General features: G+C 70.3%; 10 protein-coding genes. 4 read left to right on the top strand and 6 right to left on the bottom strand.

The features are described 5' to 3' along the window. The first annotated feature begins 283 nt into the window (after positions 1-283). The 3 genes from ACSC1Q_RS10010 (at position 284) to ACSC1Q_RS10020 (ending at position 2,490) form a co-directional block, all read left to right on the top strand. Positions 284-787 carry a nucleotidyltransferase domain-containing protein gene (locus ACSC1Q_RS10010; RefSeq protein ID WP_436758385.1) on the top strand — a complete coding sequence of 168 codons (504 nt, stop codon included), beginning with the start codon at positions 284-286 and terminating at the stop codon, positions 785-787. Positions 788-908: 121 nt separating this feature from the next. Further along, complete coding sequence (locus ACSC1Q_RS10015) at positions 909-1,589, top strand: NADPH-dependent F420 reductase (protein WP_436758386.1); 681 nt, start codon at positions 909-911, stop codon at positions 1,587-1,589. 247 nt (positions 1,590-1,836) lie between these two features. Then, entirely contained in the window at positions 1,837-2,490 is a 654-nt protein-coding gene (locus ACSC1Q_RS10020; RefSeq protein ID WP_436758387.1) for a GNAT family N-acetyltransferase, read from the top strand. A gap of 125 nt (positions 2,491-2,615) precedes the next feature. Here the strand turns inward: ACSC1Q_RS10020 and ACSC1Q_RS10025 are convergent, their stop codons facing one another. The 4 genes from ACSC1Q_RS10025 to ACSC1Q_RS10040 all read right to left on the bottom strand — a co-directional run bounded on the left by ACSC1Q_RS10025 (position 2,616) and on the right by ACSC1Q_RS10040 (position 6,610). Then, on the bottom strand, positions 2,616-4,283 hold the full coding sequence (locus ACSC1Q_RS10025; protein ID WP_436758388.1) for an ABC-F family ATP-binding cassette domain-containing protein: 1,668 nt from the start codon (positions 4,281-4,283) through the stop codon (positions 2,616-2,618). A 795-nt stretch (positions 4,284-5,078) separates the two neighbouring features. Then, the gene (locus ACSC1Q_RS10030) at positions 5,079-5,600 is read right to left on the bottom strand and encodes a phospholipase (RefSeq protein WP_436758389.1); all 522 of its coding nucleotides are present in this window, start codon (positions 5,598-5,600) and stop codon (positions 5,079-5,081) included. A 207-nt stretch (positions 5,601-5,807) separates the two neighbouring features. Beyond that, positions 5,808-6,188 carry a barstar family protein gene (locus ACSC1Q_RS10035; protein WP_436758390.1) on the bottom strand — a complete coding sequence of 127 codons (381 nt, stop codon included), beginning with the start codon at positions 6,186-6,188 and terminating at the stop codon, positions 5,808-5,810. Between the two features lie 8 nt (positions 6,189-6,196). Continuing rightward, positions 6,197-6,610 (bottom strand): ribonuclease domain-containing protein, encoded by a 414-nt coding sequence (locus ACSC1Q_RS10040; RefSeq protein WP_436758391.1) that lies wholly within the window; start codon positions 6,608-6,610, stop codon positions 6,197-6,199. Positions 6,611-7,088: 478 nt separating this feature from the next. Here ACSC1Q_RS10040 and ACSC1Q_RS10045 point away from each other — a divergent pair, with 478 nt between their 5' ends. Further along, complete coding sequence (locus tag ACSC1Q_RS10045) at positions 7,089-8,591, top strand: CehA/McbA family metallohydrolase domain-containing protein (protein WP_436758392.1); 1,503 nt, start codon at positions 7,089-7,091, stop codon at positions 8,589-8,591. Between the two features lie 146 nt (positions 8,592-8,737). On the opposite strand, the gene ACSC1Q_RS10050 is transcribed toward ACSC1Q_RS10045, so the two are convergent. After that, positions 8,738-9,175, bottom strand: coding sequence for a hypothetical protein (locus ACSC1Q_RS10050; protein WP_436758393.1), 438 nt, complete (start codon positions 9,173-9,175; stop codon positions 8,738-8,740). A gap of 564 nt (positions 9,176-9,739) precedes the next feature. Next, positions 9,740-25,780 carry a DUF7507 domain-containing protein gene (locus ACSC1Q_RS10055; RefSeq protein ID WP_436758394.1) on the bottom strand — a complete coding sequence of 5,347 codons (16,041 nt, stop codon included), beginning with the start codon at positions 25,778-25,780 and terminating at the stop codon, positions 9,740-9,742. Positions 25,781-25,906 lie beyond the last annotated feature (126 nt).

Raw genomic sequence — 25,906 nt, forward strand, 5'->3', positions numbered from 1 at the left:
CGCTTCGGCCGGGCCATTCCCGTACGCTTTCAGCCACTGCAGGGCGTTCGGCGCGTAGGCGCCCTGTCCTGGAAAAAGACCAACGACGATCTCGACGGTGTTCAGCATTGTCTTCCCCTTCCCGAGCACGACGAATAGACGAATGCATCGCCTCTGGTGATCCCCGTGGAAAAGTGCGTGCGGGGGATTGACACATCCGACGATAACCACGGCCGTGATGCGCGGGACACCCCTAAGGTCTTATCTCTGGGGTGATCGGCCGGGCCCTCGTTAGGGTGTTCCCATGTTCGAGGCCGGCAAGGTGCCGCGGGTGCTGGCGCTGCTCCGCGACGCGGGGTGCGAGGTCTGGGTCGCCGGCGGATGGGGCATCGACGCCTTGGTCGACAGGATCACCCGCGAGCATCGCGACCTTGACCTGGTGCATCGCGTCGAGCGGGAGCCTCTGCTGATCAGGACGCTGGAGTCGGCCGGGTTCGCCGAACAGCCCGACGTCTCGCCCGGGCGACCGGCTCGCTTCGTCATGACCGATCGCGACGGCGACGATCTGGACCTTCACCCGCTGCTGTTCGCCTCGGACGGCTCCGCCGTCCAGCGGATCGACGCCGCCGGCGGCATCTCTTCCCACCCCCCGGACTGCTTCGTCACAGGCGTGATCGACGGCGTTCGGGTGCCCTGTCTGTCGGCCGCCCAGCAGGTCCACTTCCATCAGGGGTACGACCCCGGTGACCGGGACCTTCACGACATGGCCCTGCTCCGTGACGCGTTCGGGATCACGACCCACTTCTGATCATCCACCGGAGAGGCCGGACGCCGAGGCCGCATGTGGCCGGCCCGGCTGCGGGCCATGTGACCGGGCACGCATGACGCGGCGGGGAATGCCGGGTGCAGTGCGGAAGTTGATGGTTGTCATGACAACTGTTGGACTCATCGGCAGCGGAAACATCGGGGGCACGGTCGCCCGGCTCGCCGTCGCGGCGGGCTACGACGTGGTGCTGAGTAACTCACGCGGCCCGCAGACATTGAAGGAACTGGTCGACGAGCTCGGGCCGAAGGCCGGCGCCGCGACCTCCGCCGAGGCCGCCGAGGCCGGCGACCTGGTGGTCGTCAGCGTCCCGCTCCGGGCCTATCTCGACGTGCCGGTGGAGCCGCTCGCCGGCAAGACCGTTCTCGACACCAACAACTACTATCCCCAGCGCGACGGGGACATCCCGGAGCTCGACGCCGGATCCACCACGTCCAGTGAGCTGCTGCAGCGGCACCTGGCGGCGTCCAGGGTCGTCAAGGTCTTCAACAACATCTACTTCGAGCACCTGCGGGCGCTGGCCCGGCCCTCCGGCGCGGCGGACCGCAGCGCCCTGGCGATCGTGGGCGACGACGTCGGCGCGAAGGATGAGACGACCGCGTTCCTCGACCGGATCGGCTACGACACCGTCGACGCGGGCGCGCTCGCGGACGGGTGGCGCTTCCAGCCGGGAACGCCCGCGTACGGCTTCGTCTACGCGGGTGGGATCGAGAACTTCTGGGAGTCACCGGGGGTGCCCTTCGGCGGCGCGGCGCTCCGCGCGAAGCTGGCCGGCACCCGGCGTTGACACCTGGGCCGGTCGGGATCCCAGCGAGCCGACCGGCCCTTCGGCGACGCGGGCTCGATCCTCGCCGCTCCCCTCCGGCCGAGCGATATCGGTGGAAACCGGCCAGGATGTACGGTGCCGGGGAGGAGGACAGACGCGATATGGCAGATGAGCGGATGTAGAACGACCGGACAGCCGGATGGCCCGTCGCCCCTCGCCTGACGGAAATCCCGTGGCGGTCCCGGTCGCCGGTGGTGAGGATTCCGGCATGCGCATCTTCCTGGAGACCGACCGGCTCGTGCTCCGCGCGTTCACCGAGGCCGACGCGGACCACCTGTTCGAGCTGGACGACGACCCCGACGTCATGCGCTTCATCAACGGCGGCCGCCCGGCGAGCCGCGAGGCGATCCGGACACACACCTTGCCGCGCCTCCTCCACGACCACCCGTGCTTCGGCACCCGCGGCTACTGGGCCGCGGAGGAGAGGAGCACCGGCACCTTCCTGGGCTGGTTCGCGTTCCGGCCGCCGGACGACCACGGCCCCGTCGTGGTGGAGCTCGGTTACCGGCTGAAAAAGGCCGCCTGGGGCGTCGGTTACGCCACGGAGGGATCGCGAGCCCTGATCCACAGGGGGTTCACGGACCTCGGGGTGGAACGGGTGACCGCGAACACCATGACCGTCAACACACGATCCCGGCGCGTGATGGAGAAGGCCGGTCTGTCGTTCGTCCGGAGCTTCACCGAGGACTGGCCGGAGATCATCGAGGGCTCCGAGCACGGCGACGTCGAGTACGGGCTCACCCGGGCCGACTGGGAGCGGCGCCGACTTGGTGTTCGCCAACCAGGATCGGGCCGAGGGAGCTTCCCGCGACGGGAAGCTCCCCGCGACGGGAGTGATCAGGCGTCTGGGCGTACGGCGTGAGCTGTCCCAGCAGGCCCGGCGGCGTCCCACCGGGACGAGATACTCGCGGCCCGCCCTGGTCTGCCGGTAACGCCGGGACAACCGCCGGTGGTCGCCGGGGAACATCACCGCGAGGATGAGCGCCATCAGCCCGCCGCTGAGCCACCCCGAGGTGCCTCGGTCGCCGCCGGGGCTCCCGTCTCCAGCAGGCGGCCCTCGGAGAGCCGCAGCCAGCGGTCGATCCCGATCTCCGCGAGGAAGCGTTCGTCGTGGCTGACCACCACGAACGCGCCCTCGTAGGCGCTGAGCGCGCTCTCCAGCCGGCCGACGCTGACCAGGTCGAGATTGTTGGTCGGCTCGTCCAGCAACAGCAGCTGGGGCGCCGGTTCCGCGTACAGCACGCAGGCCAGGGTGGCGCGCAGCCGCTCACCGCCGGACAGCGCTCCGACCGGCAGGTGAGCGCGGGAGCCGCGGAACAGGAAGCGGGCGAGCAGGTTCATCCGGTCGGCCTGCGGCATCCCCGGGGCGAATTCGGCCAGGTTCTCCGCCACGGTCCGGCCGAGGTCGAGCAGGTCGAGCCGCTGGGAGAGGTAGGCGACCCGGCCGTCGGCCCGCCTGGCCCGGCCGCCCTCCGGTTCGAGATCACCGTTGATCACGCGTAGCAGGGTGGACTTGCCGGCGCCGTTGGGGCCGGTCAGCGCGATCCGCTCGGGTCCCCGGATCGTCAGGCCGACGCCCTCCCCCGCGAACAGGGCCCGCTCACCGTAGTGGACCCGCATCCCCTCGCCGAGGAAGACCGTGCGTCCGGCCGGGACGTTGGTCCCCGGCAGTTCCAGTGTGATCCTCTGCTCGTCGCGCAGGGCGCGGCTCGCCTCGTCGAGCCGGGCCCTGGCGTCGTCGACCCGCGCGGCGTGCGTCTCGTTCGCCCTGCCCGCCGACTCCTGGGCGTCGCGTTTCATCGTCCCGGCGAAGATCTTCGGCAGCCCGGCGTCCTTGAGGTTGCGGGCGGCGTTGCTCGCCCGGCGCGCCGCCCGCTCGCGGGCCTGCCGCATCTCCCGCCTCTCCCGCTTGACCTCCTGCTCGGCGTTGCGGACGTTCTTCTCCGCGACCTCCCGCGCGGCGCGTACGGCTTCCTCGTAGGCGGTGAAGTTCCCGCCGTGGGAGCGGACCTCGCCCCGGTCGAGCTCGGCGATGCGGTCCATCCGGTCGAGCAGCGCCCGGTCGTGACTGACCAGCAGCAGGCAGCCGTTCCAGTCCTCCAGCACGCCGTAGAGCTTGCGGCGCGCGTCCAGGTCGAGGTTGTTGGTCGGCTCGTCGAGCAGCAGGACGTCGGGCCGCTTCAGCAGCTGCGCCGCCAGCCCGAGGGAGACGACCTGGCCGCCGCTGAGGGTCGCGAGGCGCCGGGAGAAGGAGAGCTCCCCGAGACCGAGCCGGTCCAGCTGGGCACGGGTGCGCTCCTCGATGTCCCAGTCGTTGCCGATCGTGGTGAAGTGCTCCTCGCTCGCGTCCCCGGACTCGATGGCGTCCAGGGCCCTGATCACCGGAGCGATCTCCAGGACCTCGGCCACGGTCAGGTCACCGGCCAGCGGCAGGCTCTGCGGGAGGTAGCCGAGCACGCCCTGGACGGACACGGTTCCGCCACCGGGCCGGTACTCGCCCGCGATCAGCTTGAGCAGGGTGCTCTTGCCGGCGCCGTTCGGGGCGACGAGGCCGGTACGGCCGCCGCCCACGGTGAAGGAGAGATCCTGGAAGACCGGGGTGTCGTCGGGCCAGGAGAAGGAAAGGTTCGAGCAGATGACGAACGCATCGGACATGCGAGAAGACCTCGTGTGGGACGCGGGCGCGCGAAGGCCGCCCAGCCGGGGAACAGGAATCGGTGAGACGACGACATGGCCACGGCGACAGCGCTGCTACGCGCCGGCCGGTGGCCGATTCCTTCCGGTATCACCCGGAGATGTCGTCGTCACCTATCACGTCTGATCTCCCTTTTGCCCTGTCACTCGCGGCCCATCATATGGGATGCGTCGCGGAGGACCGGAAAGATCTCCCCACGGCACCCCCGGAGACCTTCTGGCCGTACGGGGCCCGAAAGAGCTCACGTGCCGGAACGTGTCCCGGAAGTCCTGGGCCCATGGTCGTCCGATGCGCCGGAGGCGGGAGGGGACGTAGCGTCGGTGTCTCGTCCACGGAGAGGCGATTCCGATGACGTTTCCGGTGACCGGGGCGACGGGCGGGGCCGGTCGGCACGTGGTCGGCACGTGGTCGGCCACTGGCCACGATCGCGGAGCCCGGGCTCTGACGGGGCCTGACGGGAGCGGACCGCGTCGGTGGTCCGCTCCCGGGAGGATCGTCGGCCGGGCCGGGGGATCCGGCCACGGCCGGAGGAGCTGTTCGCGGAGCTGCGGCGGGGACGGTTCGCGGAGCTGCGGCTGTGGCTGTTTCCGGACCGTGGCCGCCGACCGGTGCGAAACCGGGCCGACGCGAAACCGGGCCGCTACGAGACCGGCCCGGCACGCGTCAGCGAGAGATCACGAGGGATCCGTGAGGCGTCGGTGAGGGATCAACTCAACGCGAAGGAACGATTTCGTGTCCGCGGGGAGCGGGACGGATCACGCCGCCGCTTCCTGGTCCGCCTGTTCCGCGGCCTGGCGGATCCGCTCGATCTGCGCCCCGGTGACGTTGAGGGTGCCGAATTCCTTGACCGCCTGGTAGTAGGTCCAGGCGAGGCTGTTGCAGGTCCCCCTGGGGATGGTGGAGTATCTCGCGCAGACCTGCTTCATGTCGAAGTAGAACGCGTCGTCGATGCGTGCCTTGTTCGCCGGGAACTGGCTCACCGCCTTGTAGTTGCGGTAGCCGAAGTCGTGGCGCCGGCACGAATTCCTGAAGTCGAAGCCGAGTGGCTGGTCGGGGCTGCTCGAACACAGGTCGGTCGACCAGTCGAAGCCGTAGTCCCCCCAGCTTCCCTGGTTCTGCCAGGCGGAAGTCCAACTGGCGGCGCTGGCCGCCGTCGGCTGGCTGAAATTGGAAAGTGCGGCAAGTTTTTGCTCCAGCGTTACCGCGTAGGCCGTCTGTGTTAATCCGATTAACGCGGCGAGGGAGAGGGAAGCAGTTGCGAGGGCGCGTTTCACCATGGGCTCTGCCTTTGTCTGGGGGGTGCCTCTCGTGGCAGAGATCCGCCACGGCCTAACAATGAAACGAAATATCCTGTGACGCCGGAACAGATCTCCGCGAAGATCGGCCCGGATATTCGTAGACGAAGGCTCTTTACAACATTTACCGCGTCATGTAAGGAGAGATGTCGCGAGCCTGGGGCCCGAGACGATTTCCACGTACGCGGCCTACCCGGCCAGGGCGGCGTCGAGTCGCAGGCGGAGCGGGGTCTCATGGCCGGGGTCGGTGCGCAGCGTCACGGTCAGCCCGGCGTCGGTGGCATCGGCCAGGACGGAGAGCAGGACGGAGAGCTGTTCGAGGGGCTCGGCTCCGAGCAGCTCCTCGGCGTGCTCCACGACCAGGGCGACGTTCCCGATACGGGTCGCGTCGCGCAGGGAGTCGGTGAGCGCGTCCCAGTTGCGGCCGAAGTAGTCGGGGAACCGCAGGACCCGCGCCACCTCCTCGAAGAAGGCGGCGCGGGTCCGACATGCGCGCCCGTCGACGACCGCGGGTGCCGGACCGGTGGACACCGTCAGCCATGGCGGCAGCGGACGTGCGGCGGATGTCATGGAAGGTCCTAGAGCCTGTAGAAGTCGGCGTAGTGGTTCGGCGAGAACCAGGTCACGCCGGTGCTGCGGTTGACGACGATCCGGTAGGCGTCACGAGCGGCACCCCGGGCCCGGGGGTAGACGTCGTACTCATAGTAGGTGGCACCGGTGGGGAGCTGGCCCTCCCGGTTGTAGTGGCGTCCGCCGGTGTAGTTGTACTTGCCACCCGACCAGGTGTACCAGCCGCTGGTGGTGGGGTAGCCCTTGGAGGCCCAGGTCGCGTTGGCCGAACGCGCGTCGGAGCATCGGGAGATGGTGCAGGAGTTGAAAACCGACGCGTTGGCGGGGGTGATGCCGACCACGCCGGTGAGGGACAGGATGGCGGCGAGCATGACGGTGAGCTGCGCCAGCCGGGAGGACCGGGGTCGCCGGGAGGTGTGCACGGAGTCTCCTTGCCTAGGGGGTGCGAGGGTGACGAACACTCGTCAGGATCACCGCCCGGCGGCTGTCAGGTAAAGGCAAAGATCGCCAAAGGTACGGTGAACTCTTGGCGGATCCGATGACGGAGGATCGTCCAAGGCACCCGAGGCGCCGCCCGGCTCTCCCGCACCGGCCGCCGTGCGTGGCGGGCGATCGGCGAGTCGGCGGCGGCCCGCGCGTGACCCCGCCCGCCGGAGACGGTCAGCGTGCCGAGGCGGTTTCGAGTCCGTGTGGCCGGCCACGGCGGTCCGACGTCCGTGCTTCGGCATAGGCCGACGAACCTGTGTGCCCAACTCCTCGCCCCTCAAGCGCGCGAGGACGATTTTCGACCTTCTGATCCTGTTGTTCTTGACTGCCCCTTTCCTCGTTCACGTTGCGTTCAGCCCGGCCTTCGAGACTCGCAGATTGGGACCAAGCTGCAGATGACCGAAAGGCTCCATTGTGAAGGACCAGAACATCGAAGACCCCGAGCGTTCGTCGCTCTCGCGGCGCCGGTTGGTCAAGTACGCCGGCCTCGGGGCGACGCTGGTCGCCGCGAGCCCGCTGGCGACCGGCAACGCGGCGTGGGCGGAGGAGAACCCCGAGCGCGCGAGCGAGAACCGTGGCAACTCCCGCAACCGGGTGTGGCGCGCCGGTGACCACCACGTGCACTCGGAGTACAGCGGCAACTTCGACACCTCGACGAACCCGCCGAAGTTCAGCAAGGGCGCCGACGCCGTGTACCCGATCGTCACCAACGCGATCATGGCCAAGTACTTCGGCCTGAGCTGGGCGATGTGCACCGACCACGGCGGGCCGACGCACTCGAAGGTGAACCTTGAGCAGGCCTACCCCGACCTGCTGCGCTCGCGCGTCCTCGTGCCCGAGGTCCTCCAGTTCTGGGGGATGGAGTTCGACGCCCCGGCGCTGGACCACCACACGCTGATGATCCCCCACCACTCCGGTGAGGCGCAGCAGCTGTTCGAGCTGGAGAGCCGCTTCGCCAAGCACGACGCGTTCCCCGCCGACCCCGGCCGCGACACCGAGGCCAAGATGGTGGAGTTCCTGAAGGCCGCGAAGGACATGCGGCAGAAGCCGCTGGTCATCGCCCACCACGCCTCGCGGTCGGCGACCGGTCTCGGCGTCTACGGGCAGGACACCCCCCGGGAGTTCCGCAACGGCAACAACGCCGCGCCGGAGATCTACGTCGGCTTCGAGGGCTCTCCCGGCCACCAGGCGGGCCCGCTCAACGGCGGCGCGCGCGGCTCGTACGGCAACCACCCGACCTACGGCGGCTTCGACCAGATGACGGCTCGCGTCGGCGGCCTCTGGGACTCGCTGCTCGGCGAGGGCCGGCGCTGGTGGATCACCGCGACCTCGGACTCGCACGTGCACTGGACGCGTGGCGGCGCCGACTTCTGGCCGGGCGAGTACAGCAAGACCCACGTGCTGGCCAGGCAGGACTACGCCGACATCATGGACGGCCTCCGCAACGGGCGGATCTGGGTCGGCACCGGCGACCTGATCACCGGCCTCGACGTCACGGCGAGCACCCAGGGCCGCCAGGCCACCGCGGGCGAGACCCTCACCGTGAGCCGCCGCAACCGCACCGACGTCGACATCGAGATCAGGTTCCGGCCGCTGGAGGGCAAGAACGCCAACGGCGACCACCCGGAGGTCCGGCGCGTCGACCTCATCACCGGCCAGGTCACCGGCCCGAGCGCCAACCTCGACGCCGACACCAACCCCACCACGAAGGTCGTGGCCCGGTTCGGCCCGCGCGACTGGCGCAGGTCGGGACGCGAGTACGTCATCCGCCACACCCTGCGCGACGTGCAGGGCGACTTCTACGCCCGCGTACGCGGCACGAGCACCGACGAGGCCGAGCCGCTCGCCGACGGCAAGGAGAGCCCCTGGGAAGACCTGTGGTTCTACTCGAACCCGGTCTTCGTCCAGTACCGCTAGCACCTCGACCGCCCGAGAACGCCCCGCCGGCTCACCGCCGGCACCTCGAACACACGTGAACGCCCCGCCGGTCCGGAGACCGGCGGGGCGTTCACACGTTCGGGCTCGGGCCGCCCGCCGCGCCGGGTTGTCGGGTTTCCCCGGCGTCAGGACACGACGCTGATCCCGGGCATGGGGCAGAGCATCTCCCGCTTCGCGGGGAAGTGCTTCTTCGCGTTCCAGGTGACCGTCTCGCCCGGGGGAACCTTCACGAGGGCCTGGGCGTAGTCGAGCGTTGTCGCCTTGGTGGTGGTGAAGTAAACGACGACCTTGTAGGTGACGGCCTTCTTCCCGGGGTTCTTCGCCGTTCCCTCGGCGCTCCAACCGCCCGGGATGGCCTCACACTTGGTCTGGACGACGTTCTTGCGGACGTTGGGCTCGTTGGCCACCTTCGCCGGCAGCTCGTTCGCCTCGCCGCCCGCCTCACCGCCCGCCCCGGTCGGCTCCACGACCGGCGACCTCTCCGACACCACCGCGGCGTTGGGCATGGTGTCCACGTTCGAAGAACATCCGGCTGCCAGCACGGCGGCCAGCATCACCAGCACCGGGGCTTTTACCACCGTAGGTGACGCAAATCGTATATTCACTGAACGACTCCCGCAGCATCAGTTGATTTATCCTGATATTCAGATCCTCGGCCGATACGGAATCGCAGCGTCGGGCCGAGGACATCCACCGGATGCACTGGATTCGCACGGGGCCCGCGTATCTGGTGCGCAGAATGACCGCCGAAGCCATTTCTTCACGATTACCATGGAGCAGTGGATGCCATATCACCCACGATAATACAACCGCTCCCGGTGACCGCATTCTTCATTGTCCATAGCCGACCCCCTTTTGAGGTAATATTCACGCTCATCGGGGGCGAATTCTCCTCTCCTGTCTCGTATGACAGATAAAGCCATTCCGGCGCCGGGACACCGGTGCCCTCGCCGCCCGGACATGATTTCGCGGTGGGCGCTGTGGCACCCACCGCGAAATCCCGTCCGGCCGGCAGGCCGGGTGAATCCTCTCCCGGCCTGCCGGTCGCCGTGATCGGGTGTCGCCGCCACGAGCGCCGAGCCGATCACTCCTTGCTGTTCAGATGACCGTCACCGCCCCGGCGGGGCTCAACGGCGCCTCTTCCAGTTACCTCCGTGGTGCTTGTGGTGGCGCTTCTTCTTGCGGTCGGTGATCTTGATCTTGGTGGAGTCGGACGACCGGTTGCGGATCTTGTTCTCCTGGCGGTCCACTCCGTCGTTCGCCCGCGGCCTGACCGGTGCGGCCACCGCGACCGTCACGCTCGACCCGCCGGACGTGACGGGCGGGCCCGAGAACGGGTTGCCCGTCGCCGTCGCCGTGTTCACGATCGGCCCCGCGTTGATGTCCGCCCCCGTCACCACGTAGGTGCCCGTGCAGGTCGTCGAGGCCCTCGGCGCCAGCGTCGTCACCGGGCACGTGATCACCGGCGGGACCCCCGACCTCGGGGACGTGTCCCGCACACCGATCCCCGTCAGGGTGACGTTGCCGGTGTTGGTGACCAGGTAGGAGTAGGTGATCGTCTGCCCCGCCGTCGACACCCTGCCGGGCGTCGCCGACTTCGACAACGTCAGGCCGGGACTCGGCGTGGCGGTCACCGTCGCCGTCGACGACGGGGACGTGACCGGCGGACCGGTCGGCGGAGTCCCGGAGGCCGTCGCGGTGTTCACGATCGAGCCCGCGTCGATACCCGCCTGGGTGACCGTGTAGGTGCCCGTGCAGGTCGTCGAGGCCCTTGGCGCCAGCGTCGTCACCGGGCACGTCACCACCGCGGGGACCCCGCCTCCCGGAGGAGCGGTGTCCGTCACGCCGACGCCGGTCACCGCGACGTTGCCGGTGTTGGTGACCAGGTACGAGTAGGTGATCGTCTGCCCCGCCGCCGTCACCGTGCTCGGCGACGCCGTCTTGACGAGTGTCAGCGACGAGACGGCCGCGGCCGTGACCGTCGCGGTCGACGGGTTGGAGCCGGTGATCGCGCCTGTCGGCGTGGTGCCCGAGGCCGTCGCCGTGTTCACGATCGAGCCGGCGTTGATGTCGGCCTGCGTGACCGTGTACGTGCCCGTGCAGGTCGTGGTGGCCTGCGGGGCCAGCGTCGTCACCGGGCAGGTGACCACCGGAGGTGCTCCCGAGCCCGAGAACGCCGCGTCCACCGCGCCCACCCCGGTCAACGTCACGTTCCCCGTGTTGGTGAGCAGGTAGGAGTAGGTGATCGTCTGTCCCACGGTCGCCATGGTGGACGGCGAGGCCGTCTTGGCGAGCGTCAGGGCGGCGACCGGTGCGGCGCCCACCGCCGCCGTCGACGGCGGAGACGTGACCGGCGGACCCGTGGGCGGAGTGCCGGAGCCCGTCCCGGTGTTCACGACCGAGCCCGCGTTGATGTCGGCCTGCGTGACCACGTACGTGCCCGTGCAGGTCGTGGTGGCCTGCGGGGCCAGCGTCGTCACCGGGCAGGTGACCACCGGAGGTGTTCCGGTGCCGGAGAACGCCGTATCCGTCACGGCCACCCCGGTCAGCGTCGCGTTGCCGGTGTTGACGATCGCGTACGAGTAGGTGATCGTCTGCCCAGCAGCCGTCACGGTGGCCGGGGCCGCCGTCTTCAGCAGTGCCAGGCTGGGAGCGTCCGCGATGGTGATCGTCACCGTGGACGGGTCGGACGTGACCGCCGGACCCTCCGGCGGGGTGCCCGTCGCCGCCGCCGTGTTCACGAGCGTGCCCGCGTCCACATCGGCCTGCGTGCTCACGTAGGTACCCGTGCAGGTCGTCGTGGCCTGCGGGGCGAGCGTGGTCACCGGGCAGGTGACCACCGGGGGCGTCCCGGTGCCCGAGAACGCCGTGTCCGCCACACCCACACCGGTCAACGTGACGTTGCCGTCGTTGACGACCAGGTAGGAGTAGGTGATCGTCCGGCCGGCCGCCGTCACGGTGGCCGGGGCCGCCGTCTTCAGCAGCGACAGGCTGGGAGTCTCCGTGACGGTCGCCGTCGACGTCGACGGCGGAGACGTGACCGGCGGACCCGTCGGCGGGGTGCCGGTCCCCGTCGCGGTGTTCACGACCGAACCGGCGTTGATGTCGGCCTGGGTGACCACGTAGGTGCTGGTGCAGGTCGTGGTGGCCTGCGGGGCCAGCGTGGTCACCGGGCAGGTGACCACCGGGGGCGTCCCGGTGCCGGAGAACGCCGTGTCCACCACGACCAGCGCGGTCAGCGTCGCGTTGCCGGTGTTGACGATCGCGTACGAGTAGGTGATCGTCTGTCCCGCCCCCGTCAGCGTGGTCGGCGAGGACGTCTTCAGCAGCGTCAGGCTGGGAGCCGGTGCGATGGTGATGGTCGTCGTCGACGGGACGGACGTGACCGGCGGACCCGTCGGCGGGGTACCCGTCGCCACCGCCGTGTTCACGAGCGTGCCCGCGTCCACATCGGCCTGCGTCGTCACGTAGGTGCCCGTACAGATCGTCGTGGCCTGCGGGGCCAGCGTGGTCACCGGACAGGTGACCACCGGAGGCGCACCCGTACCCGAGAACGCCGTGTCCACCACGACCAGCGCGGTCAACGTCGCGTTACCCGTGTTGGTGACCATGTACGAGTAGGTCACCGTCCGGCCCGCCGCCGTCACCGTGCTCGGCGACGCCGTCTTCAGCAGCGCCAGGCCGGGAGCCTCCGTGATGGTGATGGTCGTCGTCGACGGGACGGACGTGACCGGCGGACCCGTCGGCGGGGTACCCGTCGCCGCCGCCGTGTTCACGATCGAACCGGCGTCCACGTCGGCCTGCGTGCTCACGTACGTGCCCGTGCAGATCGTCGTGGCCTGCGGGGCCAGCGTGGTCACCGGACAGGTGACCACCGGAGGCGCACCGGTGCCGGAGAACGCCGTGTCCACCACGGTCACACCCGTCAACGTCGCGTTGCCGGTGTTGACGACCAGGTAGGAGTAGGTGATCGTCCGACCGGCCGCCGTCAGCGTGCTCGGCGACGCCGTCTTCAGCAGCGACAGGCCGGGAGCGTCCACGACGGTGATCGTCTCCGTCGACGGGGCGGACGTGACCGGCGGACCCTCCGGCGGGGTGCCCGTCGCCGCCGCCGTGTTCACGAGCGTGCCCGCGTCCACGTCGGCCTGGGTGGTCACGTAGGTGCTGGTGCAGGTCGTGGTGGCCTGCGGGGCGAGCGTGGTCACCGGACAGGTGACCACCGGAGGCGTCCCGGTGCCGGAGAACGCCGTGTCCACCACGACCAGCGCGGTCAGAGTCGTGTTACCCGTGTTGGTGACCATGTACGAGTAGGTCACCGTCCGGCCCGCCGCCCCCACCGTGCTCGGCGACGCCGTCTTCAGCAGCGCCAGACTGGGAGCGTCCGCGACGGTGGTCGTCACCGTCGACGGCGGAGACGTGATCGGCGGACCCGTGGGCGGGGTGCCCGACCCCGCCGCGGTGTTCACGACCGAACCCGCGTCGATGTCGGCCTGGGTGACCGTGTAGGTGCCCGTGCAGGTCGTGGTGGCCTGCGGCGCCAGTGTCGTCACCGGGCAGGTGACCACCGGAGGCGCACCGGTGCCCGAGAACACCGTGTCCGCCACACCCACCCCGGTCAGCGTCGCGTTGCCGTCGTTGACGAGCGTGTACGAGTAGGTGATCGTCTGCCCCGCGGTCGTCACGGTCGACGGGGAGGCGGTCTTCAGCAGCGCCAGACTGGGAGCGTCCGCGATGGTGATCGTCACCGTCGACGGATCGGACGTGACCGCCGGACCCGTCGGCGGAGTACCCGTCGCCGCCGCCGTGTTCACGAGCGTGCCCGCGTCCACATCGGCCTGCGTCGTCACGTAGGTGCCCGTGCAGATCGTCGTGGCCTGCGGCGCCAATGTCGTCACCGGACACGTCACCACCGGAGGCGCACCGGTGCCCGAGAACGCCGTGTCCACCACGACCAGCGCGGTCAACGTCGCGTTACCCGTGTTGGTGACCAGGTAGGAGTAGGTCACCGTCCGGCCCGCAGCCGTCACCGTGCTCGGCGACGCCGTCTTCAGCAGCGCCAGACTGGGAGCGTCCGCGATGGTGATCGTCACCGTCGACGAACCGGAGGACACCGGCGGTCCCACCGGCGGGGTGCCCGTGGCGAGCGCGGTGTTCACGATCGAACCGGCGTCCACGTCGGCCTGCGTGCTCACGTACGTGCTGGTGCACGTCGTCGTGGCCTGCGGAGCCAGCGTCGTCACCGGGCAGGTGACCACCGGAGGCGCACCGGTGCCCGAGAACGCCGTGTCCACCACGCTCAGCGCCGTCAACGTCGCGTTGCCGGTGTTGACGAGCGTGTACGAGTAGGTGATCGTCCGGCCGGCCGCCGCCACCGTGCTCGGCGAGGCCGTCTTCAGCAGCTCCAGGTCAGGAGCCGCCGTGATGGTGACCGTCGCCGTCGACGGGGCCGACGTGACCGCCGGGCCCACCGGCGGGGTACCGGTGGCGACCGCGGTGTTCACGATCGAACCGGCGTCCACGTCGGCCTGGGTGCTCACGTACGTGCCCGTGCAGGTCGTGGTGGCCTGCGGGGCGAGCGTGGTCACCGGGCAGGTGACCACCGGAGGCGCACCCGTACCCGAGAACGCCGTGTCCGTCACGCCCACCCCGGTCAGCGTCGCGTTGCCGTTGTTGACGACCAGGTAGGAGTAGGTGATCGTCCGACCGGCCGCCGTCACCGTGCTCGGCGACGCCGTCTTCAGCAACGACAGCCCGGCGGCCGGGTCTCCGGTGACCGTCGCGGTCGACGGATCGGACGTGATCGCCGGGCCCGTGGGCGGAGTGGCGGTGGCGACCGCGGTGTTCACGATCGTCCCGGCGTCCACATCGGCCTGTGTAGCCGTGTAGGTGCCCGTGCAGGTCGTGGTGACCTGCGGGGCGAGCGTGGTCACCGGGCAGGTGATCACCGGAGGCGTCCCGGTGCCCGAGAACGCCGTGTCCGCCACACTCAGCGCGGTCAGCGTCGCGTTGCCGTCGTTGACGACCGCGTACGAGTAGGTGATCGTCTGCCCCGCGACCTCCACGGCCGACGGGAAGGCGGTCTTCAGCAGCGACAGGCTGAAGACATCCGTGATGGCGACCGTCGACGTCGACGGGTCGGACGTGACCGGCGGGCCCACCGGCGGAGTGCCCGTCGCGACCGCCGTGTTCACGAGCGTGCCCGCGTCCACGTCCGCCTGCGTGGTCACGTACGTGCCCGTGCAGGTCGTGGTGGCCTGCGGGGCGAGTGTCGTCACCGGGCAGGTGACCACCGGAGGCGCACCCGTACCCGAGAACGCCGTGTCCACCACGCTCAGCGCCGTCAACGTCGCGTTGCCGGTGTTGACGACCAGGTAGGAGTAGGTGATCGTCCGACCGGCCGCCGCCACCGTGCTCGGCGACGCCGTCTTCAGCAACGACAGGTCAGGAGCCGCCTCGATGGTGACCGTCGCCGTCGACGGGTCGGACGTGACCGCCGGACCCGTCGGCGGGGTACCCGTCGCGACCGCCGTGTTCACGATCGAACCGGCGTCCACGTCGGCCTGGGTGCTCACGTACGTGCCCGTACAGGTCGTGGTGGCCTGCGGAGCGAGTGTCGTCACCGGGCAGGTGACCACCGGAGGCGCACCCGTACCCGAGAACGCCGTGTCCGTCACTCCCACACCCGTCAACGTCGCGTTGCCGTCGTTGACGACCACGTACGAGTAGGTGATCGTCCGGCCCGCGGCCGTCACCGTGCTCGGCGAGGCGGTCTTCAGCAGCGACAGGCTGGGAACCGGGTCGGCCGTCACCGTCTCCGTCGACGGGGCGGACGTCACCGGCGGCCCCGTCGGCGGGGTGCCGGTGGCGACCGCGGTGTTCACGATCGAACCGGCGTCCACGTCGGCCTGGGTGGTCACGTACGTGCTGGTGCAGGTTGTCGAGGCCTGCGGGGCGAGTGTCGTCACCGGGCAGGTGATCACCGGAGGTGCTCCCGTGCCCGAGAACGCCGTGTCCGCCACACTCAGCGCCGTCAACGTCGCGTTGCCGGTGTTGGTGACCATGTACGAGTAGGTGATCGTCCGACCGGCCGCCGCCACCGTGCCCGGCGAGGCGGTCTTCAGCAGCGCCAGACTGGGAGCGTCCGCGACGGTGGTCGTCACCGTCGACGGCGGAGACGTGACCGGCGGACCCGTGGGCGGGGTGCCCGACCCCGCCGCGGTGTTCACGACCGAACCCGCGTCGATGTCGGCCTGGGTGACTGTGTAGGTACCCGTGCAGGTCGTCGTGGCCTGCGGCGCGAGTGTCGTCACCGGACACGTCACCACCGGAGGCGCACCCGTACCCGAGAACGCCGTGTCCGCCACACCCACCCCGGTCAGCGTCGCGTTGCCGTCGTTGACGAGCGTGTACGAGTAGGTGATCGTCTGCCCCGCGGTCGTCACGGTCGACGGGGAGGCGGTCTTCAGCAGCGCCAGACTGGGAGCGTCCGCGATGGTGATCGTCACCGTGGACGGATCGGACGTGATCGGCGGGCCCACCGGTGGAGTGCCCGTGGCGAGCGCGGTGTTCACGATCGAACCGGCGTCCACGTCCGCCTGCGTCGTCACGTAGGTGCTGGTACAGGTCGTCGTGGCCTGCGGAGCCAGCGTCGTCACCGGGCAGGTGACCACCGGAGGCGCACCCGTACCCGAGAACGCCGTGTCCACCACACCCACCCCGGTCAACGTCGTGTTACCGGTGTTGACGAGCGTGTACGAGTACGTGATCGTCCGGCCCGCCGCCGTCACCGTGCTCGGCGACGCCGTCTTCAACAACTCCAGGCTCGGAGCGTCCGCGATGGCGATCGTCACCGTGGACGGATCGGACGTGATCGGCGGGCCCACCGGTGGAGTGCCCGTGGCGAGCGCGGTGTTCACGAGCGTGCCCGCGTCCACGTCCGCCTGCGTCGTCACGTAGGTGCCGGTGCAGGTCGTCGTGGCCTGCGGGACCAGCGTCGTCACCGGACAGGTGACCACCGGAGGCGCACCCGTACCCGAGAACGCCGTGTCCACCACACCCACCCCGGTCAACGTCGTGTTACCGGTGTTGACGAGCGTGTACGAGTACGTGATCGTCCGGCCCGCCGCCGTCACCGTGCTCGGCGACGCCGTCTTCAACAACTCCAGGCTCGGAGCGTCCGCGATGGCGATCGTCACCGTCGACGAGCCGGACGTCACCGGCGGACCCGCCGGTGGGGTGGCCGTCGCCGTCGCGGTGTTCACCACGGTGCCCGCGTCCACGTCGGCCTGGGTGACCACGTAGGTGCCGGTGCACGTCGTCGTCTCCTGCGGCTCCAGCGTGGTCACCGGGCAGGTGACCACCGGAGGCGTCCCGGTGCCGGAGAACGCCGTGTCCGCCACGACCAGCGCGGTCAGAGTCGTGTTACCCGTGTTGGTGACCATGTACGAGTAGGTCACCGTCCGGCCCGCCGCCCCCACCGTGCTCGGCGACGCCGTCTTCAGCAGTTCCAGGCTGGGAACCGGGTCGGCCGTCACCGTCTCCGTCGACGGGGCGGACGTGACCGCCGGACCCGTCGGCGGGGTGCCCGAGGCGACCGCGGTGTTCACGATCGAACCGGCGTCGATGTCATCTTGGGTGGTCACGTACGTGCTGGTGCACGTCGTCGTGGCCTGCGGGGCCAGCGTGGTCACCGGGCAGGTGACCACCGGAGGCGTCCCGGTGCCGGAGAACGCGGTGTCCACCGCGTTCACCCCGGTCAGCGTGGTATTACCGGTGTTGACGATCGCGTACGAGTAGGTGATCGTCTGCCCCGCGGTCGTCACGGCCGGCGGGGCCGCGGTCTTGAGCAGCGACAGGCCGGGAGCGTCCGTGATGGTGATCGTCGCCGTCGACGGCGGGGAGGTGACCGCGGGACCCGTCGGCGGGGTGCCCGTCGCCGTCGCGGTGTTCACGATCGTGCCCGCGTCCACGTCCGCCTGCGTCGTCACGTACGTGCTGGTGCACGTCGTCGACGCCTGCGGGGCCAGCGTCGTCACCGGACACGTGATCACCGGAGGTGTCCCGGTGCCGGAGAAGGCCGTGTCCGTCACCCCCACGCCCGTCAGCGTGGTGTTACCGGTGTTGGTGACCAGGTAGGAGTAGGTCACCGTCCGGCCGGCCGCCGTCAGCGTGCTCGGCGAGGCGGTCTTCAGCAGCGCCAGGCCGGGAGTCGGCGGGATCGTGACCGTCGCCGTCGACGGGGCCGACGTGACCGCCGGACCCTCCGGCGGGGTGCCCGTCGCCGTCGCCGTGTTCACGATCGAACCGGCGTCCACGTCGGCCTGCGTGGTCACGTAGGTGCCCGTGCAGGTCGTCGAGGCCTGTGGCGCCAGCGTCGTCACCGGGCAGGTGACCACCGCGGGCGTCCCGGTACCCGAGAACGCCGTGTCCGCCGCGATCACCCCGGTCAGCGTCACGTTGCCGACGTTGGTGATCAGATAGGAGTAGGTCACCGTCTGGCCCGCCGCCGTCACCGTGGCCGGGGCCACCGACTTGACGAGCGTCAGCGCCGAGGCATCCTCGGCCGTGACCGTCGCGGTCGACGGGGCCGACGAGACCGCCGGACCCGTCGGCGGGGTGCCGGTGGCGACCGCCGTGTTCACGATCGAACCGGCGTTGACGTCGGCCTGGGTGACCGTGTACGTGCCGGTACAGGTCGTCGAGCCCTCCGGGGCCAGCGTCGTCACCGGGCAGGTGACCACCGCCGGTGTCCCGGTGCCGGAGAACGCCGTGTCCGCCGCGGTCACCCCGGTCAGCGTCACGTTCCCGGTGTTGGTGACCAGATAGGAGTAGGTCACCGTCTGGCCCGCCACCGACACCGTGGCCGGGGTCGCCGTCTTCATCAACGCCAAACTGGGAAGCAGTTCGGCGGGCAACGTCGCGCTCGACGGGACGGACGTCACCGGAGGGCCTGTCGGCGGGGTGCCGGAGGCCGTCGCGGTGTTCACGACCGAGCCCGCGTCCACGTCCGCCTGCGTGGCCACGTAGGTGCCCGTGCAGGTCGTGGTGGCCTGCGGGACGAGCGTGGTCACCGGGCAGGTGACCACCGGGGGCGTCCCGGTGCCGGAGAACGCGGTGTCCGTCACGTTCACCCCGGTCAGCGTCGCGCTACCGGTGTTGGTGACCAGGTACGAGTAGGTGATCGTCTGGCCCACGCCGACCAGGGTCGACGGGGTGACACTCTTCAGCACCGTCAGGCCGGAGCTCGGCGCGGCGTTCAGCGTCGCGGTCGACGGGGCGGACGAGACCGGTGGGCCGGTGGGCGGGGTGCCGGTGGCGACCGCCGTGTTCACGACCGAGCCCGCGTCGATGTCGGCCTGGGTGACCGTGTACGTGCCCGTGCAGGTCGTCGAGGCCTGCGGGACCAGCGTCGTCACCGGGCAGGTGACCACCGGGGGCGTCCCGGTGCCGGAGAACGCCGTGTCCGTCACGTCCACGCCGGTCAGCGTGGTGTTGCCGTCGTTGGTGACCAGGTAGGAGTAGGTCACCGCCTGGCCGGCCGCCGTCACCGTGCTCGGCGACGCCGTCTTCAGCAGCGACAGGCTGGGAAGGTCGTCGATGGCGATCGTCACCGTCGACGGGGCGGAGGCCTCCGGCGGGCCCGTCGGCGGGTTGCCGGTCGCGACCGCGGTGTTCACGATCGAACCGGCGTCCACGTCCGCCTGCGTGCTCACGTACGTGCTGGTGCACGTCGTCGTGGCCTGCGGGGCCAGTGTCGTCACCGGGCAGGTGACCACCGGAGGTGTCCCGGTGCCCGAGAAGGAGGTGTCCGTCACGTTCACCGCGGTCAGCGTGGTGTTACCGGTGTTGACGATCGCGTACGAGTAGGTGACCGTCCGTCCGGCCGCCGACACCGTGCTCGGCGAGGCCGTCTTCAGCAGCGCCAGACCGGAGTCCAGCACGGCGGCCAACGTCTCCGTGGCCGGATCGGAGGACACCGGCGGACCCGTCGGCGGGGTGCCGGTCGCGACCGCCGTGTTCACGATCGAGCCCGCGTCCACATCGGCCTGCGTCGTCACGTACGTACTGGTGCACGTCGTCGTCTCCTGCGGCTCCAGCGTCACCACCGGGCAGGTGACCACCGGAGGCGCACCCGAGCCCGAGAACGCCGTGTCCACCACGCTCAGCGCGGTCAGCGTCGTGTTGCCGGTGTTGACGACCGTGTAGGAGTAGGTCACCGTCCGGCCCGCCGCCGCGAAGGTCCCCGGCGACGCCGTCTTCAGCAGCGACAGGCTGGGAGCCGGGGCGGCCGTGATCGTCACGGTCGACGGATCGGAGGACACCGGCGGACCCGTCGGCGGGGTGCCGGTCGCGACCGCGGTGTTCACGATCGAGCCCGCGTCCACATCGGCCTGCGTCGTCACGTACGTACTGGTGCACGTCGTCGTCTCCTGCGGCTCCAGCGTCACCACCGGGCAGGTGACCACCGGAGGCGCACCCGAGCCCGAGAACGCCGTGTCCACCACGCTCAGCGCGGTCAGCGTCGTGTTGCCGGTGTTGGTGACCAGGTAGGAGTAGGTCACCGTCCGGCCCGCCGCCGACACCGTGCTCGGCGACGCCGTCTTCAGCAGCGACAGGCTGGGAGCCGGGGCGGCCGTCACCGTCGCGGTCGACAGTTCGGAGGACACCGGCGGACCCGTCGGCGGGGTGCCGGTGGCGACCGCGGTGTTCACGATCGAGCCCGCGTCCACATCCGCCTGCGTCGTCACGTACGTACTGGTGCACGTCGTCGTCTCCTGCGGCTCCAGCGTCACCACCGGACACGTGACCACCGGAGGCGCACCGGTACCCGAGAACGCCGTGTCCACCACGACCAGCGCGGTCAGCGTCGTGTTGCCCTCGTTGACCACCAGGTAGGAGTAGGTGATCGTCTGGCCCGCCGCCGACACCGTGGACGGCGAGGCCGTCTTCAGCAGCGACAGGCTGGGGGCCGGGGCGGCCGTGATCGTCGCGGTCGACGGGTCGGCGGCCACCGGCGGGCCCGTCGGCGGGGTGCCCGACGCCGTCGCGGTGTTCACGATCGAGCCCGCGTCGATGTCGGCCTGCGTGGTCACGTACGTGCTGGTGCACGTCGTCGTGGCCTGCGGGGCCAGCGTGGTCACCGGGCAGGTGACCACCGGGGGCGTCCCGGTGCCCGAGAAGGAGGTGTCCACCGCGTTCACCCCGGTCAACGTGGTGTTACCGGTGTTGATGAGCAGATAGGAGTAGGTCACCGTCCGCCCGGCCGCCGCCACCGTGCTCGGCGACGCCGTCTTCAGCAGTTCCAGGCTGGGGGCCGGGGCTGCCGTCACCGTCTCCGTCGACGGGGCGGACGTGACCGGCGGGCCCACCGGCGGGGTGCCGGTGGCCGTCGCGGTGTTCACGATCGCACCCGCGTCGATGTCGGCCTGCGTCGTCACGTACGTGCTGGTGCACGTCGTCGACGCCTGCGGAGCCAGCGTCGTCACCGGACACGTGATCACCGGAGGTGCTCCCGTACCCGAGAACGCCGTGTCCACCACGCTCAGCGCGGTCAGCGTCGCGTTGCCGGTGTTGACGACCATGTACGAGTAGGTGATCGTCCGGCCCGCCGCCGACACCGTGCCCGGCGACGCCGTCTTCAGCAGCGACAGCCCGGCGGCCGGATCTCCGGTGACCGTCGCGGTCGACGGAGCGGACGTGATCGCCGGGCCCGTCGGCGGGGTGCCCGAGGCGACCGCGGTGTTCACGATCGAACCGGCGTCCACATCGGCCTGCGTGGCCACGTACGTGCCCGTACACGTCGTCGACGCCTGCGGGACCAGCGTCGTCACCGGACAGGTGATCACCGGAGGCGTCCCGGTGCCGGAGAACGCCGTGTCCGTCACGCTCACCCCGGTCAACGTCCTGTTACCGGTGTTGACGACCATGTACGAGTAGGTGATCGTCTGCCCCGCGACCTCCACGGCCGAGGGAGAGGCGGTCTTCAGCAGTGACAGCTGCGGGTCCGACGTGGCGGTCACCGTCGCCGTCGACGGGGCGGAGGACACCGCCGGGCCGGTGGGCGGGGTGCCCGAGGCGACCGCGGTGTTCACGATCGAGCCCGCGTCGACGTCGGCCTGCGTGGTCACGTACGTCCTCGTGCAGGTCGTCGTGGCCTGCGGGGCCAGCGTCGTCACCGGGCAGGTGATCACCGACGGCGTACCGGTGCCGGAGAAGAACGTGTCCACCACTCCCACCCCGGTCAACGTCGCGTTGCCGGTGTTGACGATCGCGTACGAATAGGTGATCGTCCGGCCCGCGGCCGTCACCGTGCTCGGCGACGCCGTCTTCTGCAGCGCGATGCCGGGAGCCGAGGTGAGGGTGACCGTCGCGGTCGACGGGTCGGACGTGACCGGCGGGCCCGTCGGCGGGGTGCCCGACGCCGTCGCGGTGTTCACGATCGTGCCCGCGTCCACATCGGCCTGCGTGGTCACGTACGTCCTCGTGCAGGTCGTCGTGGCCTGCGGGGCCAGCGTCGTCACCGGACAGGTGATCTCCGACGGCGTACCGGTGCCGGAGAAGAAGGTGTTCGTCACGGTCACCCCGGTCAACGTCCGGTTGCCGGTGTTGACGATCGCGTACGAATAGGTGATCGTCCGGCCGGCCGCCGTCGCGGTGGTCGGCGAGGCCGTCTTCAACAGCGCGATGCCGGGAGCCGAGGTGAGGGTGACCGTCGCGGTCGACGGAGCCGACGTGACCGGCGGGCCCGTCGGCGGGGTACCCGACGCCGTCGCGGTGTTCACGATCGTGCCCGCGTCCACATCCGCCTGCGTCGTCACGTACGTGCTGGTGCACGTCGTCGACGCCTGCGGAGCCAGCGTCGTCACCGGACAGGTGACCACCGGAGGTGTCCCGGTGCCGGAGAACGCCGTGTTCGCCACGGTCACCCCGGTCAACGTCCGGTTGCCGGTGTTGACGATCGCGTACGAGTAGGTGATCGTCCGGCCGGCCGCCGTCGCGGTGGTCGGCGAGGCCGTCTTCAACAGCGCGATGCCGGGAGCCGAGGTGAGGGTGACCGTCGCGGTCGACGGAGCCGACGTGACCGGCGGGCCCGTCGGCGGGGTACCCGACGCCGTCGCGGTGTTCACGATCGTGCCCGCGTCCACATCCGCCTGCGTCGTCACGTACGTGCTGGTGCACGTCGTCGACGCCTGCGGAGCCAGCGTCGTCACCGGACACGTGATCACCGGAGGTGTCCCGGTGCCGGAGAACGCCGTGTTCGCCACGGTCACCCCGGTCAGCGTCCTGTTCCCGTCGTTGACCACCAGGTAGGAGTAGGTGATCGTCCGGCCCGCGGCCGTCACCGTGCTCGGCGAGGCCGTCTTCAGCAACGACAGGCTGGGAGCCGAGGTGAGGGTGATCGTCGCGGTCGACGGGGCGGAGGTGACCGCGGGACCCGTCGGCGGGGTGCCGGAGGCGGTCGCGGTGTTCACGATCGTGCCCGCGTCCACATCGGCCTGCGTGGTCACATACGTCCTGGTACAGGTGGTCGACGCCTGCGGGGCCAGCGTCGTCACCGGGCAGGTGATCGCCGACGGCGTCCCCGTACCCGAGAACACCGTGTTCGTTATCCCCACCCCGTTCAATGTCCGGTTACCGGTGTTGGTGACCAGGTAGGAGTAGGTCACCGTCCGGCCCGCGGCCGTCACGGTGGTCGGCGAGGCCGTCTTCAGCAGGGCGATGCTGGGAGCCGACGGGATCGTGACCGTCGCGGTCGACGGCGACGAAGTCACCGCCGTGCCCGTCGGCGGGGTGCCGGTGGCCCTCGCGGTGTTCACGATCGAGCCCGCCTCCACATCCGCCTGCGTGGTCACGTACGTGCTGGTGCACGTCGTCGACGCCTGCGGGGCCAGTGTCGTCACCGGGCAGGTGATCACCGGAGGCGCTCCCGAGCCCGAGAACGCGGTGTTGGTCACCCCCACCCCGGTGAGGGTGGTCTGACCGGTGTTGGTGACGGCGTACGAAAAAGTGATCGTCCGGCCCGCGGCCGTCACCGTGCTCGGCGAGGCCGTCTTCAGCAGCGCCAGCGACGAGACCTGCACGGGGACCACCGTCGAGGCGCTCGCGCTGGCCGTTCCCTGCTGGGTCGGCGTGTCGGAGCTGGAGTATCTGATGGTCGCGGTGTCGGTCACCGTCGTGCCGGGCGAGTTGGGGCCGAGGGTGACCCGGAACGTCACCGAGGTGGACTGGCCCGGTGCCAGGGAGCCGCCGCTCGTGGCGTTCGCCCCGGTTCCCAGCTGCGCGCTGACCTGGTTGCCGACGAACTGCGCCTGGTCGTCCCCCGGGGCGTCCGTCTTGGAGCCGGCGTTGGGTCCCGACGCCACGGCGATGGTGCCCGGGACGTAGACGGTGTTCGCGGGGATCGGGTCGGAGAGCAGCACCCCGATCGCGGTGTCGTCTCCCGTGTTGGTCGCGGTGATGGTGTATTGGACGACCGAGCCGGGCGCGGGGGTCCCGCCACCGACCACCTGGGCGGCCTTGGTCATCTGGATGTTCGCCTGGTGCAGGTCGGTCTGCGTGAAGAACGCGTGGGGCCAGTAGGCGTCACCGACCGTGCTGAAGGTGAACTGGGCCGAGGTGTCGTTGTTACGGAACGCCGACGACGCGTCGATGATGTTGGAGTCGTACCCGAGCGTGTTGGTGTAGGTCGGGTTCCGGTCGGTCACCTGGTTGGCGAGCGTGGCGATGGTGGAGTTGAAGAAGTTGTTCGCCGGGTGGAGGGCGTCGCTCAGCACGGTCAGCGGCCCGTTGGTGGTCTTGATGCTCAGGGAGTCGCCGACGATCGCGTTGTCGCCGTCGTAGACGACCTCACCCAGCTGGACGTTCACGGCCCCGACGGTCGGGGTCTGGAATCCGCTCAGGTTGATCGTGGTGTCCGGGGTGCCGTTCTGCTGCTCCAGGAAGCCGTCGAACACCGAGATGTTCCGCAACGGCAGGGACGAGTCCCGGTAGGCCACCACCAGCGACCATCCGCCGAACGCGCCGAGGCCGTCGAACCCCCGGGCGGCCTGCACGTTCGCCACCGCGTAGGTGCCGGCGCCGGCCGACGCCACCAGGGAGGTGACGTCCGCGGAGGCGCCGTAGACGATCCCGTCCGCGGTGACGTTGTCGGGGGTGTCGCCGATGTCGGCGGCCGAGGCGTTGATCGTCCGGTAGGCGGTGTCGCCCGGGGCCTTGATCAGCACCCGCCCGCGCAGGCTGATGTCGGGGGCCATGCGGTTGCCGGCCGGCAGGCCCGTCGTGTCGGTCGTGGTCTGGCCCCGGCCGCCCCAGTACAGCCGCGCGTAGGCGACCTGCGCGCCGGCCGACAGCGTGAGGCCGGCGGTGCTGGAGTTGAACGTCGTCCCGTCACTGTCCACGTCGATGAACGTGGCGGCGATGCTGTTGTTGCCCGAACCGTTCTGGACGGTGGCGCAGGTGGCCACCTGCGGGGGGTAACAGGTCACCACCGAGTTCGCCGCGCGGGTCACCGACCCCCGGTAGTTGCTCACGTAGCGCTGGGAGAAGGTGATCGGCGCTCGGCGTGCCGATCGCGAACCCGCCTTGGCGCCCGCCCGGGCCAGCCTGGTCTCGGTCAGGACCTCCGGGGAGGCCTTCAGCCGGGCGGCCCTGCCCTGCGTGCCCCTCCGTGCCGGAGCGGTCGCCGCACCGGTCTCCTCGGCCTGTGCCCACGTGTCGGCCGGGGCGTCCGCCGGGGTGTCGGCGGGAGCGTCGGCCGGGGCGTCGGCGTCGGTCGGGACGTCGGCGGCGGCTGGGGCTGGGGCGTCGGCGTCGGCGGACTCACCGGCCGGTGTGCCGACGGCCCTGGGTCCGGAGGTCATGCCCTGGCAGGTCCGCCCCGCGTGCGCGTCGACCGTCGGGATGGAAATCCGGTCACCGGCCGCCCGGACGGCGTACCGCACGTCGACGCTCTCACCGGCGGCCACATCGCCCACCCATTTGAGCAGGGGTTTTTCGTAGGTCAACCTGCCCGCGGTCGCCCGGCTGTCACCCACGGTCTCGCCGCCGGGAACGGCGGAGAGGTCCTCGGCGAAACTCGCCCCCTCCGCGTCGACGTCACCGGTGTTGGCGACGTGCACCGTGACGATCGCGCGGTCGCCGTCGAGCCGTGCCTCCCTGGTCAGCCGCAATGTCGGGCCGGTGCTGTCCGGGCCGCACGTGATGACGAAAGACGGGGTGTCGCCATCACCGCGAGATTCGGCATAGGAGGTATGCATCATTGGTCCCAAGCCAACCGCACACACCGTAAATCCGGA

This window comes from Streptosporangium heterodermiicola (assembly GCF_051390675.1).
GTDB lineage: Bacteria > Actinomycetota > Actinomycetes > Streptosporangiales > Streptosporangiaceae > Streptosporangium.